General features: G+C 65.8%; 16 protein-coding genes and 1 pseudogene. 8 read left to right on the top strand and 9 right to left on the bottom strand.

Features of this window, described 5'->3' with window-relative positions:
• Positions 1 to 1,159, top strand: a 1,159-nt coding sequence (locus tag AB0O34_RS02080) for an ISAs1 family transposase (protein ID WP_363911582.1), incomplete at its 5' end; no start/stop codon positions are given.
• A 291-nt stretch (positions 1,160 to 1,450) separates the two neighbouring features.
• Entirely contained in the window at positions 1,451 to 1,636 is a 186-nt protein-coding gene (locus AB0O34_RS02075; protein ID WP_363911580.1) for a hypothetical protein, read from the top strand.
• Positions 1,637 to 1,913: 277 nt separating this feature from the next.
• On the opposite strand, the gene AB0O34_RS02070 is transcribed toward AB0O34_RS02075, so the two are convergent.
• The 5 genes from AB0O34_RS02070 to AB0O34_RS02050 form a co-directional block, all read right to left on the bottom strand.
• The gene (locus tag AB0O34_RS02070) at positions 1,914 to 3,614 is read right to left on the bottom strand and encodes a hypothetical protein (protein ID WP_363911578.1); all 1,701 of its coding nucleotides are present in this window, start codon (positions 3,612 to 3,614) and stop codon (positions 1,914 to 1,916) included.
• 133 nt (positions 3,615 to 3,747) lie between these two features.
• Positions 3,748 to 4,785, bottom strand: a complete 1,038-nt coding sequence (locus AB0O34_RS02065; protein ID WP_363911576.1) for a UvrD-helicase domain-containing protein — start codon at positions 4,783 to 4,785, stop codon at positions 3,748 to 3,750.
• Positions 4,772 to 6,376 carry an AAA family ATPase gene (locus tag AB0O34_RS02060; RefSeq protein WP_363911574.1) on the bottom strand — a complete coding sequence of 535 codons (1,605 nt, stop codon included), beginning with the start codon at positions 6,374 to 6,376 and terminating at the stop codon, positions 4,772 to 4,774. Before AB0O34_RS02060 ends, AB0O34_RS02065 begins: the two co-directional genes overlap by 14 nt.
• A gap of 250 nt (positions 6,377 to 6,626) precedes the next feature.
• Positions 6,627 to 7,499, bottom strand: a complete 873-nt coding sequence (locus AB0O34_RS02055) for a transposase (RefSeq protein WP_363911572.1) — start codon at positions 7,497 to 7,499, stop codon at positions 6,627 to 6,629.
• Positions 7,500 to 7,826, bottom strand: a complete 327-nt coding sequence (locus AB0O34_RS02050) for a hypothetical protein (RefSeq protein WP_363911570.1) — start codon at positions 7,824 to 7,826, stop codon at positions 7,500 to 7,502.
• 324 nt (positions 7,827 to 8,150) lie between these two features.
• On the opposite strand from AB0O34_RS02050, the pseudogene AB0O34_RS02045 reads away from it, so the two are divergent.
• Positions 8,151 to 8,420, top strand: a pseudogene (locus tag AB0O34_RS02045) (NUDIX domain-containing protein); the annotation flags it as partial.
• A complete protein-coding gene (locus AB0O34_RS02040; protein WP_363911601.1) occupies positions 8,411 to 8,686 on the top strand; it encodes a hypothetical protein in 276 nt (91 codons plus the stop codon). The pseudogene AB0O34_RS02045 and the gene AB0O34_RS02040, both read left to right, overlap by 10 nt.
• A 4-nt stretch (positions 8,687 to 8,690) precedes the next feature.
• Here AB0O34_RS02040 and AB0O34_RS02035 read toward each other — a convergent pair whose 3' ends face one another.
• The 3 genes from AB0O34_RS02035 to AB0O34_RS02025 form a co-directional block, all read right to left on the bottom strand.
• Entirely contained in the window at positions 8,691 to 8,867 is a 177-nt protein-coding gene (locus AB0O34_RS02035; RefSeq protein ID WP_363911599.1) for a hypothetical protein, read from the bottom strand.
• Positions 8,864 to 9,247 (bottom strand): HD domain-containing protein, encoded by a 384-nt coding sequence (locus AB0O34_RS02030; protein ID WP_363911597.1) that lies wholly within the window; start codon positions 9,245 to 9,247, stop codon positions 8,864 to 8,866. Before AB0O34_RS02030 ends, AB0O34_RS02035 begins: the two co-directional genes overlap by 4 nt.
• 80 nt (positions 9,248 to 9,327) lie before the next feature.
• Positions 9,328 to 10,371, bottom strand: a complete 1,044-nt coding sequence (locus AB0O34_RS02025) for a DUF695 domain-containing protein (RefSeq protein WP_363911568.1) — start codon at positions 10,369 to 10,371, stop codon at positions 9,328 to 9,330.
• Positions 10,372 to 10,486: 115 nt separating this feature from the next.
• On the opposite strand from AB0O34_RS02025, the gene mnmA reads away from it, so the two are divergent.
• Positions 10,487 to 11,557 carry a tRNA 2-thiouridine(34) synthase MnmA gene (gene mnmA / locus AB0O34_RS02020; protein ID WP_363911566.1) on the top strand — a complete coding sequence of 357 codons (1,071 nt, stop codon included), beginning with the start codon at positions 10,487 to 10,489 and terminating at the stop codon, positions 11,555 to 11,557.
• Positions 11,558 to 11,564: 7 nt separating this feature from the next.
• Here mnmA and AB0O34_RS02015 read toward each other — a convergent pair whose 3' ends face one another.
• Positions 11,565 to 12,200 carry an MBL fold metallo-hydrolase gene (locus AB0O34_RS02015; protein WP_363911564.1) on the bottom strand — a complete coding sequence of 212 codons (636 nt, stop codon included), beginning with the start codon at positions 12,198 to 12,200 and terminating at the stop codon, positions 11,565 to 11,567.
• A 290-nt stretch (positions 12,201 to 12,490) separates the two neighbouring features.
• Here AB0O34_RS02015 and AB0O34_RS02010 point away from each other — a divergent pair, with 290 nt between their 5' ends.
• The 3 genes from AB0O34_RS02010 (at position 12,491) to ligA (ending at position 16,475) form a co-directional block, all read left to right on the top strand.
• Positions 12,491 to 13,516, top strand: a complete 1,026-nt coding sequence (locus AB0O34_RS02010) for a methionine synthase (protein WP_363911562.1) — start codon at positions 12,491 to 12,493, stop codon at positions 13,514 to 13,516.
• Between the two features lie 97 nt (positions 13,517 to 13,613).
• Positions 13,614 to 14,066, top strand: coding sequence for a hypothetical protein (locus AB0O34_RS02005; RefSeq protein ID WP_363911560.1), 453 nt, complete (start codon positions 13,614 to 13,616; stop codon positions 14,064 to 14,066).
• 186 nt (positions 14,067 to 14,252) lie between these two features.
• On the top strand, positions 14,253 to 16,475 hold the full coding sequence (gene ligA, locus AB0O34_RS02000) for an NAD-dependent DNA ligase LigA (protein ID WP_363911558.1): 2,223 nt from the start codon (positions 14,253 to 14,255) through the stop codon (positions 16,473 to 16,475).
• The last annotated feature ends 15 nt before the right edge of the window (positions 16,476 to 16,490 follow it).

Raw genomic sequence — 16,490 nt, 5'->3', positions numbered from 1 at the left:
CGAGCGCGGCCTGCGGCATCCTTTGGTGGTCATCTTGGGGCTGACCGCGTGCGCGACGCTGGTGGTGGGTGGCGACAGCGTGGCGGCGATCTGGCAGTGGGCGGCCCGCAGCTCGCAGGAGAGACTGGAGCGGCTGGGCGCCTGGCGCGATCCCTTCACCGGCCGGTTCACCGTGCCCAGCGAGCGCACCTTCCGACGGGTGCTCGCCGACCTGGAGGCCGACGCCCTGGACGCGGCCACCTGCGGCTATGTGACGGATGCGGCCCGAGGGCCGGCTCCGGTTCCCCAGATCCCCGACACCCCAGGGCCACCCGAGCGTGAGCAGCGCCGCGCCGCATCGCGCCGGCTCACCCACCCGGCTCCCGAGGGCCTGCTATCGGCCGTCGCGGTGGATGGCAAAGCCCTGCGCGGAGCCCGGACCGCCGACGGACGGGTCTTCCTCGTCGGGGCGATCACCCATCAGAGCGGCGCGGTCCTGGCCCAGCGCCAGGTGCCCAGCAAGCGCGGCGAAGGCCCGGCGGCCCGGCAGTTGCTATCCGGCCTGGACCTGGCGGGCATGGTCGTGACCTTGGATGCGCTGCACACCACCAAGACCACAGCCCGTCTGATCACCGAGGAGTTGCAGGCTCACTACGTTCTGATTCTCAAGGGAAACCAGCCGTTGGCCCACGCCGCCGCCCGAGCTCTGCTGACCGGCCCGGACATCGGCTGGACCGAGACCACCGGCATCGATGACGATCGCGGGCACGGCCGCACCGAGCGGCGCACCCTGCGGACCGCGCTCACCGACGACGCTCTGTTTCCCGGCGCGCGTCAAGCCTTCCGGCTGCGCCGCGATGTCGGCGACCTGGACGGCGTCTGGACCAGCAAGGAGATCGTGTACGGCATCACCAGCCTGCCCGCGCACTTGGCCGGCCCCGCCCACCTCAACCACTACGAACGCGGGCACTGGGCCGTGGAAAACCGGCTGCACTGGGTCCGCGATGTCACCTTCGGGGAAGATAACTCACAGCTCAGAACCGGAACCGCACCGCGGGCACTCGCCAGCTTCCGCAACCTGGCGATCAGCACCATCCGCCTGGCCGGACGCGCCAACATCGCCCACGCCCGCCGTGATCTCCTCGTCCACGACGCCGCCTTTGCCGTTTACGACATCTGATCAACGATCACTAATCCGGACAGATCTCATGAACGCCGGGGCCGTGGCCAGGTCGGTGCGTTGGATCTTCCCTAGCTGGTTGTCGGCCGTGCCGTTAGTGACCATCGCATCGGAAGCTCACTCCCGAGGAGATCACCAAGCTTGTCGCCCGCTACCAGGTCGGGGCGTCCATCCGCTCGCTCATCAAAGAGTTCAGGATGCACGAACAGACGGTACGCGCGCACCTGCGGCGGCGGGGAGTGACCCTTCGGCTGCAACGTCCGTCCGATCACAGACAGCCAGGAAGACGAGGTGGCCAGGCTGTATGTAGAGAAGAGCATGATCATCGCTGAGCTGGTGGTGAAGTTCAAGGTTGGGAAGACGGCGATCCGGAATGCCCTGGTGCGGAAGGGAGTGGTGCGGAGACCATCGGCGAGACGACCGCAGAACGAAGACCGTGAGCAGACAACCCGGCCGGAGGATCTACCGTCGCTCTAGCCGATCAACTATCCGCTCCACAGGGCGTCGAACAGCTCCTCCTTGGTTAGCTCGCGGTCCCCACAAAGCTGCTGAGCAGCGATAGGTCCCTAACCAGAGTTCGTCCTGCTGCGCTTGCTTGTCGAAGTGTGGCTCCGCCCAGCCGTTGACGCCGCTGCCCCCAAGACCCGTGATGATCCTCGTCAGAAGTCAACCTGCTCTCACCGAAGCTGCCGCCCTTGTAAGCGTCCAGGGCACAAGCAACATGACCCTGCATGACAAGGGGTCTGCTGCAAGCTCACTCGATCTCCACTAGCCGTGGCACATGCTCAACCGGCAGGCGGTGAAGCATCTTGGCGCCCTCTCTAGGCACTAGATCTACGGCCGCCTCGTCAGGGAGGGCCTGAAGCTCTTCGGCTGGAAGGGGACACGTGGGGAGCTGGAAGATCCACTGTTCTTCGATATCGAACTCGATGATGTAGCTGCCAAGATCTACAGCCAACGGGCGCGTCTGGACGATGACACTACTGGGTGTGGATTGGGCCACGATCGTCCGAGCGCCAGCCGCCGTAATCGGGAAGCGGTACTTGTCCGACTCGTAGACCTGCCCAAGCAAGAGATCCGCCACGGTGCAGATGCGTTGCACCTGCTCTGCGGTCAGGTTGGCCAATGAGGGGATGGTGACCCGCGTTGGAGTGTACTGCTGGAAGATGAGTAGTGCCTTGGCGAACTCCAGGAGGTCAGCGGCTCGCTGGGTGATCGGGTTATCGCCTTCTGGTATGACCATGCGATGACCAAGCTCGCCGGCACCCTGTACGCCCAGAACAGCGGCATTGCCCGGCCGCAGGTCGCGTACGAACAGCAGCGACGGGAGCGACTGATAAGGCGCCTTTCCGCTGAGGTCATTAAGGATGAATTGCAATCCATAGCGGCCACTTACCAAGTTAGCCTTGATAACTATCGTGAATATTCCAGCTCTATCTTGGGCCGTAAGACTATGACCTCCCTCGACTTGGCCGGCCGACCTCGCTGGGTTGATCAATGGGATGCGATGCAGGATCTGGCCATCTGGACCTAGAAGCCGGGCCTCAAGATCGGGAAGCGAGGTGTCGACCGCCGCGAAGTAGGAAAGCAATGCTGGTTCCTCGTCCGCGAGGCCGGTGGGGTCGTCGACTACGGTCACCGCTCCAGGGACGTTTTCCAGATGCGTCCCGTACTCCCAGAACTCACGAACTGCGGCAGCCTCCGGCGTGCCATCCTCGGGCGTCAAGTTGAAGTACGTCCGAATTGGCCGCAGTTGGGCTACGCCCCCTGTCCGATAGAAGGCACGGATCACCACGCAACGAGCTGCATCAATGGCGTGATACTTGGCGTAGGCAAATCCAGGCGCTTGAGCTAAGACCGCAGAACCCTGACTAAGATCCGGCGCAGGCTCGATGGTGAGAGTGTAGCGATAGAACGGATCGGTCTCCTGGAGGAGAGCCTCGATCTCTGCCACCTTCGCAAAGGCTGCCGCGGCTAAGGATCCGCCCGGGGCGGCTCCTAACGATGAGTCCCCAATGCGCATCGCGCGCTCGATGAGATCGAAAGTACGCTCCTTGCCATTCCCTATAAAATAGTCGACAGCAGCAGGATGGTGTGACGCTAAAGTCTCGAGGCGCGACAGGCCGTCCCACCAGGTGGGGAAGAGGTCGTTGTCGGTCTTCTCATGAAACCAGGCTCGCTGCTCACGGGTTGGATCCCACGGCATGAGCACTGTCCAGCGCTTTACTGGCATCCTGGTGCTGGCTACCTCGGCTTGGAATGCGGCGAAGGACTCCAGCACCTGCGTCTTCTGACCAGCTTCAAGAGCTTTGAAGAACTTCTTGATCTGGTACACGTCCCAGCCGTCGGGAGTCCAGATCCGCACGTCCATCCCCCCATCACCCTGAGAGGGGGTGATGCGTTGGGCGCCTTCGGGATACTCACTGAAGAGGAGGATGGCAACGAGGTCTTCCATGTCGTTGCCACTGATGGTGGCCCAAGGGACGCGAGTCATAGATGCAGACTACCCAGCCGCCCTACAGCAAGGCATAGGCGGAAAATATTTCAATCTGATGACAGTCGAGATGGCTAATAGCTCGACACCTACGTTATGGGATTACAAACGCGACACTGTACCTAGCCCGTGTGACTGCAACGTAGAGCCTTGCCAAGTCGCCAGCCTTCTCAGGATCGCGGTTGTGATAGTAGTGAGTCATCGGTTTAGTCGGAAATATTAGAACGCGGTCAAAGGTACTACCTTTCGACACACCGAAATTCATCGCATCCAAGCCCTGCGTGTCCGAGTTCTTCTGGTGCCGAAGAACGACCGGCGCGTAACGCTCGACGTAGGAGGAAACCTCCTCCGGCCGGATGTCAAAGATCCCATCGTGGCCGGTGATTCCTTCATTCATTGACACAGTTTGAGGCAGATCGGGATATAGACTATCCGCAAAGTCACAGATGGCTTGGTTACACCGATGACTCTCCACTCGTTCGTCAATCACACACATATCGGCCCGTTTATAGAGCCAGGCGGCTATGCCGCCGCCCTTGAACTTCTTATTCTTGCTTGAATTATTTGTAGGAGTTGTGGCCTGACGAGGATCGCCTACCAGGGTGGTAGCTATCGGCGATGCCAGCAGTAGATCGAGAAGCTCCAAGTCATGGCCCGTCATATCCTGCACTTCATCTATGTAGATATGATCATACATAGCCGCGAGGCGGTCAACAACCTTGCCACCGCTAAGCCGATTGGCCTCTACAGCAAGAGCCGCCACCTCGTTGCGATATACAGCCTTATTGGAATCAAGGTAATAAAACTTAGGATTGTTCTTGGAAGCGAACCTTGGTCGCTCGCCAACGAAATTGAGGCCCCGCATGATCCCAGCCTCACTCAGCACGGCACTCTGATACGGCCTCGCACATTGATTCATGAGAAAGGTGTACCAACCCATGGTGGTCACCAACCTTGGGATAACTCCGCCACCGCTGTAGGCAAGCCGCTCTGTGAGCTGGCGAAGGTTTTCGTTGGTGTATGTCGTCACCAGCGTTCGTCGGGTTGGATCCTTTAGCACACAATCAATGATATGCTGAGTTTTTCCAGACCCCGCAGCTGCAATCACAGCCCGGTTGTTATGCGATTGCATCTTGGATGTATCCAGGCATATTGACGCTCTGAGCACTATTGAAGATAGTGAGCGCACAGGTCGTCTTATTCTTATCGGCTGTCATATGCTTCAGCAGATCTTCCTCAGAACCGTACGATTTGCCGAGAATCTCGTTCATCATTGCCAGACTGTTCGCATTCAGCAGCTGTGATTCAAGTGTCTTGTAGCGCTTATCCTCGCCTACGCACACGGTCACGTTTCCATGTGCGATGTAACCTTCGTAGTTGGCGCGCACGTCAGCAGTATCTTTGCCGTCGTTGTCCGTCACGATAGTGACATGATTCTTCTTCAGAAGGATGGCAATGTCCAGGAAGCGCTTAAAGGATATGGCACGTACACTAATTACATCGATGCCATCTTCGATAGGCAGCCGCCCATGCTGATCAAGATAGGCTCGTTGGACGATCAGCTCGTCGGATGGCCCCTCTACGAGGATTGACTTGCGTGCGAGTACAAGGCGGAGGGTTTCGTAGCCCGGCAGCTTGCGGAAGTAATCCCGCGTATCGGCTGGGAGTCCGTCCAGCCGGAACCCGCCAGCCTCCGAAAGGAGCACCAGTTTTTCTAGGCCAAGCTTGTTCAATACATAGGAGCTATGGGTCGTGATGAAGACCTGCTTGCCCTGACATTTGTCTCTGATCTTCTTGACGAGCTTGCCTAGGTTCGGAAAAGAAAGATGGTTCTCCGGCTCCTCCACCAACACGATATGCGCCTCGTCGACATCCTTATTAAGCGCAAGGAGGATCTTGAGCGTACTCTGCTCGCCCTTTCCCACGAACTGGAATGGCAATTCGTCGAGGTGTGGCACGATGTTGCTTTCCCAACTCGACCGATGAGAGACGTCGATATTCAGGGTTAGCTTTCGGTCGCTGACATCACGAGGCGCGCCGCGCAGCTTTTCATTGATCTTGATGATTGAGTCGTCGCCCGAAAAGTTCTCGCGCAAGCTCCGATAAGCTCGCGCGAGTTCGACCCGTTCCCTGGGCTCAAGATTTGCGCTAATTATGCCATTAAGGTAATAGTCGACACCACTTTGCAGTTGGATTGTGGAAGCGTCAATCAGAGATGCTGTGGCTGGGATGCTGCGTGATGTGATTCGGTTCCCGGAAAAGGCCAGCCACTCGACCTCATAGTACTCAGTTGGCACAAGCCTGACGTTCGAGGGGTCGCTAATGAACGCTTCGTATTCAGGCATATAGTTGGGATCGAGGGCGATACGTACACGGACACCCGGCTCGTCAATTTTCAGGAGGTTATTAGTCCCCCTGAGAGCCGCCAAATCAGCCTTGTTGGTAAGAAAGAGATCGATGATGATCTCTGGCGGCGGCGCTGGACGTCCGGCCTTTAAGGCGGCGACGTACTCTCTCGTCGCGTCCCTGTGGAAGAGATAGGGCGAAAGCTCTTGCGACAGCTGACGCCCGCGGATACGACCAGTGAGGGCAAGTCCGATGGCCTCAAGGAGTGTGGATTTGCCGGTGTCGTTATCACCGACCAGCGTGTTTACTTCAGGATCGAAGTCGAGCTCGAAACGCCGAAATGTTCGGTAGTTCTGGACGACTATCTTGGCAAGCATCGCTCAGCTCCCCCTACCATGCACGCCCTGATCTCACTAGCGCGCTCTCGTACTACATGCGTTAAACCCCCGGTATTGGAGAGTATCGAGTGACTCATGCGACCAGAGCAAACCGATCTTGAAAAACCATCCGAAGTAGCTATGCACAAATCCGACAAATCGATCAAAGGGGATACATCTCCCCTGCTAGTGGGTCCCGTAGGTATTGGACGGGGTTTTATCCAGCCAAATCGGCCCGTGACTATTCAGGTCACGGCGTGAGTGCGGGTATCCAGGGGTTGGCGAGTAGCGCGTCATGAAGGGCATGGGCAGCGCGCAGGCCGTTCTTGCGGACGGTGGAGATGTAGCCGCGGATGGTCAGGAAGGTCTGAGCGCCTTTGAGCGTGCGGAAGCCGCCGCTGACCTTGGTCTTCGCCTTGATCATGCGGATGGACTGCTCGGCGACGTTGTTTGAGAACGTGACGGTGAAGTCTGCGGCGAACCGCAGCACCTCACTCTTGCGGTCGCGTAGCCGCAGGGCCAGGTTCCGGGCCGGGCTCTGTTTGCCCGAGCCACGGGGTGGATGCGCGGCCAGCGCGCGTTCGACCAGCTCGTCATAGCGGCGCGACAGATCGTCGAGCTTGAAATCAGGGAGCCGGTCGTGCCCGTTGGTGCGCCGGGCGGCCACCCACCGGTAGCCGTCACCGAGCAGCGACACCAGCGCCTCGGCCCATCCATCGGCTCGCGCGGTCGGATCGAACTCGCCGATCCCGGTGGCCTCACGCACGATGTGCGCGTTGCACAAGGCGTGCGTGCAGGCGTCGAAGGCCTGATAGGGACGGTAGGCGTCATGGATCGCGACCCCGGTGAAGCGGGGCGGGATGCCGAACGCGGTGATCGATTCGGCGCCGCGGCCGTGCTCGTCGATGTGGTAAGCGGTCAGCGTGGCGGTCGCGGCGACGTGCAGCCAATGGTTCTTGCCGCTCACGCGAGTGACACTCTCATCGAAATGCGCGACCCCTACGAGTGCCGCCCGGTCCTCCGAGTGGCCGCCATAGGCCCCGCACTCCAGATCGACCAGCGTATCCAGGCCGAACGCGCGCAGCTTCACGCGCGCGTTCGCCTCGATGTTCCCGGTCAGCACCTACGAGACCATGCTCGGCTCGGCCGCGATGGCCGTTAGGGCTTCGCGCGCGCCGGGGAGCGCCCAGCCCCTCAGCGCCAGCGCTCCCTCGCGCTCGGCGCCGCTGGTCTCCAGGGCTTCTGCGATGAGCTCCCAGTGCGGCTCCGGAAGCCCGTGTCTGCGGAACAGGTCCGCGAGGATCAGCCGGTCGGTACGGCCCTCCGTGCGGACCGGCTCAACGGCCGCCCGGCCGCTGGGCTTCGCGAAAGCCGCGGCATAGATCTCCTTGCTGACGCCGGAGTTCTCAATCAGCGTGTGGTCGACGTCCCAGAGCACGATGAGCGGCACACCGTCACAGTAGGCAGACAGCTCGCCTCGGTCGGGTTGGGGAATCGCGCTTGGGGACCTCGACGGGGAAGCCGTCCGCATCAGAGGCGAGGAAGAAGGGATCGGTGACACCCTGGCCGCCAAGATTCGGGCCTCGCTGATCTACTACCGATCCCTCATCGGGCATCCCCGCTGCGAGGTGCGGCTTCACGACACCACCCTGTACACCTCGATGTTCCGCTACGACCAGCAGCTACTCGTCAACCCGCATCTGGGGCCAACCGGCCAGCGCGAACCCGCTACTCCAACTGCGGCGCACAAGGGGTTCCGAGTGGTTCGATCGGTATGAGGAGAGCTTCGAGGCGGTCTGGAAGACCGCCCGACCATGGACGCCCGACAGTCAGGAGCAGCACGGTGGGCAGGACTGAGCACTATTACGACCCCAAGGCGCCCAAGGCGAACACGTTGATCCCGGCGAGCAACCTGCTCGTGGTGAACGGCGACGGCGAAATCCGCTTGCAGCGGCGCCGGGACACCGGCCAATGGGCCCTCCCGGGGGGTGCTCAGGACATAGGCGAGACGCCGGCGGCTTGCGCGGTTCGAGAATGCGAGGAGGAGACGGGGATTCCCGCCGAGGTCACGGGGTTCTCGGCGTCTATTCCAACCCGAACCACATCGTCGCCTACACCGATGGAGAGATCCGCCAGCAGTACGAAGCCGTGTACATCGGCCGTCCGGTTGGCGGCAAGCCCACGATCAACGAAGAGGCCGACGGTGTCCGCTGGGTCAATCCGGACTCCCTGGACGAACCCGACATCCACCCGAGCATGCACGAGCAGATCGGCCATTACCTGGCCGGTATCTACCCCTACCTCGGGTAGCCGCTCACAGCGCCAGACCGGCGGAATCGGCCGCCGCCCGGATCCGCGCGACGCTCGCCTGAATCTGGGGTTCGGCACGGCGGATGAAACGGCCGACCACGCTCTCGGCACCGTAGCGGTCGGTGATCTCCAGAAGCCGTGACTCCGGCGTGGTCGGAAGACCGCTCGGCGTGGTGGTCATGTCGCAGAACACCAACGCGTCGCGAGAAACGGATCCTCCACCAGAGGAAACTCGCTGGCCAGCTCGGCGCGCAGGCCGCGTTCCTCAGCCTCCAGGAGTGCGATGGAATGGTTGGCCACGAGCCGTGTGACGCGGTCATCTACGTCCAGCGTCCGCAGATACCGAGCGCCGTCCAAAGGATGAAATTCCGTCCGAACGAGGGACGGCGAGTATCCGATGTCATGCAGATAGGCGGCGGCCTGCAGAACACCTGCTGAGTCGCCCGCCAGCGGCCCGAGTTGGCCCGCACGGAGCGCGATGCCCTTCGTGTGCTCCCACCGCCGCGGCAGGCTCTCGCGAAGCTGCCGCTCGGCACGTTCAGATGCCCATTCCACAGCCATCACGCTGGCAGGCTAACCGACTCGCCGACGCCCGCGACCGGGAATCACCTGTCCGACACCGGCCGCGCGGCTCCAGCTGGTCAGCTCAGGAAGGGGGAGATGGCGATCCAGCCGGGGTCGGCGGCCACCTCGACGCCGGGCGATCCTTCCTTCCAGCTCGCGGCCAGCTCCCCGACCCGCGTCGCCGCGTCGCTCGACGGGTCGGCGTAGACGTGCAGCACGCGGGTGCCTTCCGAGCTGACGTGGACGGCGAGCACGGCGGTGCCGCCGAGCCGGTCGATGCGATCGGCCAGCCGCTCCTCGAACTCGCGGAGCGCGGCTGCCGACCCCCCGGCGGGCAGGCCGTCGTCGCCGGCCTCCGCGTAAGGAAGCGTGATCGCGATGTGCTGGTCGAACAGGGGGTGGTCGACCGGGCGCAGGGGATAACGCGCGGTGGCGATGAGGCGCGCTCCGCCTGACGTCTGGCCCTCCATGAGGGCCCACTGGTCCTGTGGGTACTCGGAGGCGAGGTCGGCCACGACGGCGGGAAGGTGGACGGCGGGGACGGCGTCGAGGGGCTGGAAGGTGGCGGCGACGATGTCACCCACCCAGCGGGCCACCTCGTCCTCCCCGAGCAGCCAGTCGAGGGCGAGCACGGCCGCCTCGGTGCGGGTCTCATCCACCAGGTCGGGAAATATCGGGTGATAGGCGGTGACGTCGATGCGGGGCGTCCCCTTGGGCACCCGCAGCCCGAGCACCAGCTTGTCGAGCGCGAACTCCCGCCCGCCCACGTCCAGGGTCAGCTCGATGGCGCCCGGGTTGGCCTGCCGGGACGGGTGGAACTCCCACACCGCGTCGACCGGCGGCGCGGCCAGCGCCCAGCGGTGGGCCAGCGGCCTGAGCTCGGGATCGCCCGCCGCCGAGACGACCAGGGCCTGCCGCGCCGTGCCACCGGGCGCGATGTCCCACAGCAGCCCCGGATCGAGGGCGGCGACGGCCGGGGCCAGCTCCTCGGCCAGCCCTGTGGCGTCGCCCGACTCCAGCAGGGCGTCGATCCTCGGCCGCGCCTCGGCCCACCACGCCCAGAAGCCCGCGATCACCTGGGCCGGCTCACCCGGCTCGTTTCTCCGCCCGAACAGTCGCATGGCACTCGATCCTCCCAGGTGTCCGGCGCCTGTGCCAACGCGAGCCGGTGCCCGGCGGGCAGGGATCTCCCGGCCGCCCGGCGGCACCGCCGGGCGGGGTAACCTCGACAGTGTTATGAGTCTTCGTGTGCTTGCCGCCATGTCCGGCGGCGTCGACTCCGCGGTGGCGGCCGCCCGCATCGCCGAGGCCGGCCATGACGTCACGGGCGTCCATCTCGCGCTCTCCTCCAACCCGCAGTCCTACCGCACCGGCGCGCGGGGCTGCTGCACCCTGGAGGACTCCAGGGACGCCCGGCGTGCCGCCGACGTGATCGGCATCCCGTTCTACATCTGGGACATGGCCGAGCGGTTCCACCGCGACGTCGTCGAGGACTTCGTCAACGAGTACGCCGCCGGCCGCACCCCCAACCCGTGCCTGCGCTGCAACGAGAAGATCAAGTTCGAGGCGGTGCTCGACCGGGCGCTGGCGCTCGGCTTCGACGCGGTGGCGACCGGCCACCACGCCCGGCTCGAAGGCGGCGTGCTGCGCAGGAGCGTCGACCCCGGCAAGGACCAGTCGTACGTCCTCGGGGTCCTCACCCGCGAGCAGCTCTCCCACGCGATCTTCCCGCTGGGCGGCTCCACCAAGGCCGAGGTCCGCGAGGAGGCCGCCGCCCGTGGCCTCGCGGTGGCCGACAAGCCCGACAGCCACGACATCTGCTTCATCGCCGACGGCGACACCCGCGGCTTCCTGGCCGAGCGGCTGGGCGCCGAGCACGGCCCGATCGTCGACGAGGCCGGCGCCGTCGTCGGCACCCACGCCGGGGCCTTCGGCTTCACCATCGGCCAGCGCAAGGGCCTGCACATCGACCGCCCGACCTCCGACGGCCGCCCGCGCTACGTGCTGTCGATCGAGCCGGTGTCCAACACGGTCACGGTCGGCCCGCGCTCGTCCCTGGCGGTCAGCTCCGTCGTGGCCGAGCGCCCGGTCTGGAACGGCCCCGCCGGCGAGCCGCACGAGCCGCTGGCGTGCAACGTGCAGCTCCGGGCCCACGGCGAGGTGTACGGCTGCCGCGCCCAGTTGTCCGGCGGCGTGGTCCACATCGAGCTGGACACCCCTGCCACCGGGGTCGCGGCGGGCCAGGCGGCCGTCCTCTACAGCGGGGACACCGTCCTCGGCTCCGCCACCATCGCCTCGTCCTCCTGACCTCGGGTCAACCGCCGAGGACCACGCTCTCGCCCGTCTTCAGGCGGCGGAAGTCGCCTCCCTGAGCCTTGCCCCGGCGGTCCAGGATGCCGTCGACCAGCATCAGCCCGATGTCGTTGTAGAGGCCGTCGTGGATGGAGTAGGCGCGCTCGGGCGCCACCTCCAGCAGGTAGTCGACCATCTCGGGGGTCTTCATCCACGGGCCGCTGGTCGGCGTGAGCAGGGTGCCCACGGGCTGTCCCGGTACGGTGAACGCGTCTCCCGGGTGGAACACCTCGCCGTCGACCAGGAAGCCGACGTTCTGCACGACGGGCACGTCGAAGGCGATCACCGCGTGGTCCCTGCCTATCACCCCCACCTCGAAGCCCGCCGCCGTGAACGAGTCGCCGTCCCCGATGACGCCGACCTTGACGCTCAGGCCCTCGAGCTGCTTGGCGACGGCCGCGCAGGTCCAGATCGGCACGTCGGGACCCAGGGCGGCGAGGCGCTTGACCTCCAGATGGTCGAAGTGTTCGTGGGTGATGAGGACGGCGTCCGCCCCGTCGAGCGCGGACTCCTCGGTGAGACCACCCGGGTCGATGATGAGGGTGGACCCGTCCTTCTCCAGGCGCACGCACGCGTGGCCGTGTTTGGTGAGCTTCATCTCTCCATCATGGCCCTGCCTCATCCGCCAGAGGACCGGAGGGCCTGGAGCGGCGGCCAGGCGGGGCCGCAGTCGGTCAGCATGTTCTGCCGCACGATGCGCATACGGCGGCTCACGTGTCTTCCTCTCGTCGTCGTGACTGGTGCCGGTGCCGCCCGTGGTCGGGGTCGAGGTCGCCGGCAACGACCAGAGATAGGAGGGGGTTCTTGGAACCGGCTTGCAGCGGGCTGGGCCGCTCCGCCGGGTATCCCGTGCCGCCCGCGGCCGAAGCGCTTCTAAGCTTGCGCATTGTGAGCGAGTTTCCGTGGAACGCGGCGAGTGCCACCGGGGTGGGTTCCCACCCCGGTGATGACCATGTGGAGACGCTGCGCATGGTGTTCGGGGAGCTTCCCGACCTGCCGTACCTCCCGGAGCTGCCTGATCGGGGAGTGGGCGCGGACATGGTCGGGCGCACCGCGTCGCTGCTCGTCGAGCTGCCGGTGGAGGTGCAGCCGTCCGGCTGGCGCTTCACCGACCGCCCGGGGCGCGACGTCCGCCGCGCGAGGGACCACCTGAACCGCGACCTGGACGCCCTTGAGGAGATCACTCAGGGGTACGCGGGGCCGTTCAAGATCCAGGTGTGCGGGCCGTGGACCCTCGCGGGCGCCATCGAGCTGCGCTACGGCGACAAGACGCTCGCCGACCCCGGAGCGGTGCGCGACCTGACCGACTCGCTGGCCGAGGGCCTCGCCGCGCACATCGCGGCGGTGCGCGGGCGGATCCCGGGCGCGCGGATCGTCGTGCAGGTGGACGAGCCGGGCCTGCCGGGGGTGCTCGCCGGCACCGTGCCGACCGCCTCGGGGTTCGGGCGGCTCGCCGCCGTCGAGGTCCCGACCGCCGCCGAGCGGCTCCGCGCCGTGCTGCCCGCGGACACCTTCACGATCGTGCACTGCTGCGCGCCCGACCTGCCCTTCGAGGTGCTCCGTACGGCCGGGCCCGGCGGCATCTCGCTGGACGCGCGGCTGTTGCGGCGCCGGGACGAGGACCGCCTCGGCGAGGCGATCGAGGCGGGCACGGCGTTGTTCCTCGGCGTCGTCCCTGGCACCGACACGAGGCTGGGGGACGTCGACGTGATCGCCAAGCCCGCCGTCGACCTGTGGCGCAGGCTCGGCTTCGATCCCTCGCGGCTCGCCGAGCAGATCGTGCTCACCCCGTCGTGCGGGCTCGCCGGAGCCTCTCCCGCGTACGCGCGGGCCGCGCTCGCCCGGTGCCGGGACGCGGCGCGCGTGCTGCGGGACGACCCCGATGACCGCGGCAGGGACGATCGCGACCGCTAGCGGGGGACGATCGCGTGCAAGTCATCTCAAGTCCCCTGCAAGGACGCTCGTCTATCTCTTGAAATGGTAACCCACCACATGTTCAGGAGAGAAAGTCATGCACAGCGGTCTTCGCGTACTGCTCGGGCTCACCGCCGCCGCCGCTCTGGGCCTCGGCCTGCCCGCCGCCGTGTCCGCCTCGGCGGACGCTTCCACCACGAGCCGGGCGTCCGCCGCCGAGTCATGGTCCTGGGGACCCACCGCCTCGTCCGACTTCAAGGGGTGGGCGGGCGGCAAGATCCGTACGACGAGCTCCGGGCTGCGGATCACCGGGGACCTGTACGACGCGGGCGGCGCGCGCACGTGCTCGTGGCTGAAGATCAAGTGGCTGACGGACAAGGGGAAGTACCGCACCGCCACCTTCAAGAACTGCTCGGGGTCGCGGACCCTGTCGTTCCGCGTGAACGCCGGGTACATGCTGAGCTCCACGGCCAAGGTCTGCCGGGGCACCTCCAAGAAGGTCACCGGCAAGTGCTCCCAGTGGGAAGGCGTCTGGTCCCAGGGCGGCTGAGCCCCCTTCCGCCCACGAGAGCGGTACGGCCGTGTTGACGGCGGCGGTCCCTTCCGTACAGAAGTGTCGGTGGTGGATGGCATGGTGGAAGTAACGATTCCCCAGGTAGACCGCATTTGCGGAGGCGCGAGCACTCCTCGCTGGCCGTAGCGTTCTCCTTGGGTTCGACTGACGAGGGGAGACGGCATGGCTGCCGAGGTGGAGGGCGTGCCGGTGGGCGCACTGGAGCGCCACGCCGAGCTGGCGGAGCTGGCCGACGACGCCAACTGGCGCTATTACGTGCTCGACGCGCCCACGGTGAGCGATGGTGAGTACGACGCGTGGATGCGCGAGCTGCGCGAGCTGGAGGAGGCGCATCCGGCCCTGCGGACGCCCGACTCGCCGACGCAGAAGGTCGGCGCGCCGATCTCCACCGACTTCACGCCCGTGCAGCACCTCCGGCGGCTCGAAAGCCTCGACAACGCCTTCAACGACGCCGACCTCGCGGGCTGGCAGGCCCGCGCCGAGCGGCTCGTCGAGGCCGACCCCGGGCCGTACCTCTGCGAGCTGAAGATCGACGGCCTGGCGATCGCCCTGGTGTACGAGAAGGGCAGGCTGGTCAGGGGAGCCACGCGGGGCGACGGGCGCGTGGGCGACGACGTGACCGCGAACGTGCGCACGATCGCGAACATCCCCCACCGGCTCACCGGTGACGACGTTCCCGACCTGCTGGAGGTCAGGGGCGAGGTCTACCTCTCGGTCGAGGGCTTCGAGAAGCTCAACGAGCAGCTCGTGGCGGCGGGCAAGGCCCCGTTCGCCAACCCCCGCAACTCGGCGGCGGGGTCCCTGCGCCAGAAGGACCCGCGCATCACCGCCCAGCGCGCGCTCGGCATGATCGCGCACGGCGTCGGCACCTGGGACGGCTCCCCGCTCCCGGCGACGCAGTCGGGCGTCTACGAGCGGCTGAAGGAGTTCGGGCTGCCGGTCAGCGACCTGTACAGGGTCGTCGGGAGCCTCACGGAGATCGACGAGTTCATCGAGCACTACCGGCAGCACCGCCACGACACCGCGTACGAGATCGACGGCGTCGTGGTGAAGCTCGACCGGATAGAGCTGCAGCGGCAGCTCGGCTCGACCTCCCGCGCGCCCCGGTGGGCCATCGCGTTCAAGTACCCGCCGGAGGAGGTCAACACCAAGCTCCTCGACATCCAGGTCGGCGTCGGCCGCACGGGCCGCGTGACCCCGTACGGCGTGATGGACCCCGTCGTCGTCGCCGGGTCCACCGTGGAGCGGGCGACCCTCCACAACGCCTCGGAGGTCGCGCGCAAGGGCGTCCTCATCGGCGACACCGTGGTGCTGCGCAAGGCCGGCGACGTGATCCCCGAGATCGTCGGCCCGGTGGCCACCCTGCGCGATGGCAGCGAGCGCGAGTTCGTCATGCCGACCCACTGCCCCGAGTGCGGCACCGAGCTGCGGCGCATGAAGGAGGCGGACGTCGACATCCGCTGCCCCAACGCCCGCTCCTGCCCGGCGCAGCTGCGTGAGCGCATCTTCTTCGCCGCGGGCCGCGGGGCCTTCGACATCGAGGGCCTCGGCTACGTGGCGGCCACCGCGCTGACCGCTCCGCTGCCCCCGCAGGAGCCTCCGGTGCGCACCGAGGCCGACCTGTTCGACCTGACGATCGACCGGCTGCTGCCGATCAAGTCGGTCGTGCGCGACCAGGACACCGGCCTGCCCAAGACCGATCCTGAGACCGGCGAGCCGAAGGTCGTCACGTTCTTCGCCAACATGAGCGGCGAGCCGAGCAAGAACGCCGAGCACATGATGGAGGAGCTCGAGCGGGCCAAGTCGCGGCCGCTCTGGCGGGTGCTGGTGGCCCTGTCGATCCGGCACGTCGGGCCGACGGCGGCGCAGGCCCTGGCCTCGTCGTTCCTGTCCCTCGATCGCATCTTCGGCTCCTCGGTCGATGAACTGGCCGTCGTCGAGGGGGTGGGGCCGACCATCGCCGCGTCCATCCACGAGTGGTACGCCGAGGACTGGCACCGCGAGATCGTCGAGCGCTGGCGCCTGGCCGGGGTGCGCATGGAGGACGAGCCGCCCACCGGGCAGGGCCCGCAGACCCTCGCCGGGCTCACCCTGGTGGTCACCGGCACGCTTGAGGGCTTCACGAGAGACGAGGCCGGAGAGGCCATCCAGAGCCGCGGCGGCAAGGTCACCGGCTCGGTCTCCAAGAAGACCGCCTTCGTGGTCGCCGGTGAGAACGCGGGCTCGAAGTATGACAAGGCGCTGAAACTCGGCGTCCCCATCCTCGGCGAAGCGGGTTTCCGCACCCTGCTCGACCACGGCCCGGAGGCCGTCATCCCCGCCGAGCCCGAGGAGACGCCCGCCGAGGTATCCGCGGAGGTCTCCGCCGAGGAGACACCGGCCTAGACCGACCTTTCCGGC

The organism is Sphaerisporangium sp. NPDC088356 (assembly GCF_040685555.1).
GTDB lineage: Bacteria > Actinomycetota > Actinomycetes > Streptosporangiales > Streptosporangiaceae > Sphaerisporangium.
The sequence above is the reverse complement of the archived record's forward strand: the minus strand, read 5'-3'. Positions and strand labels throughout refer to the sequence as shown.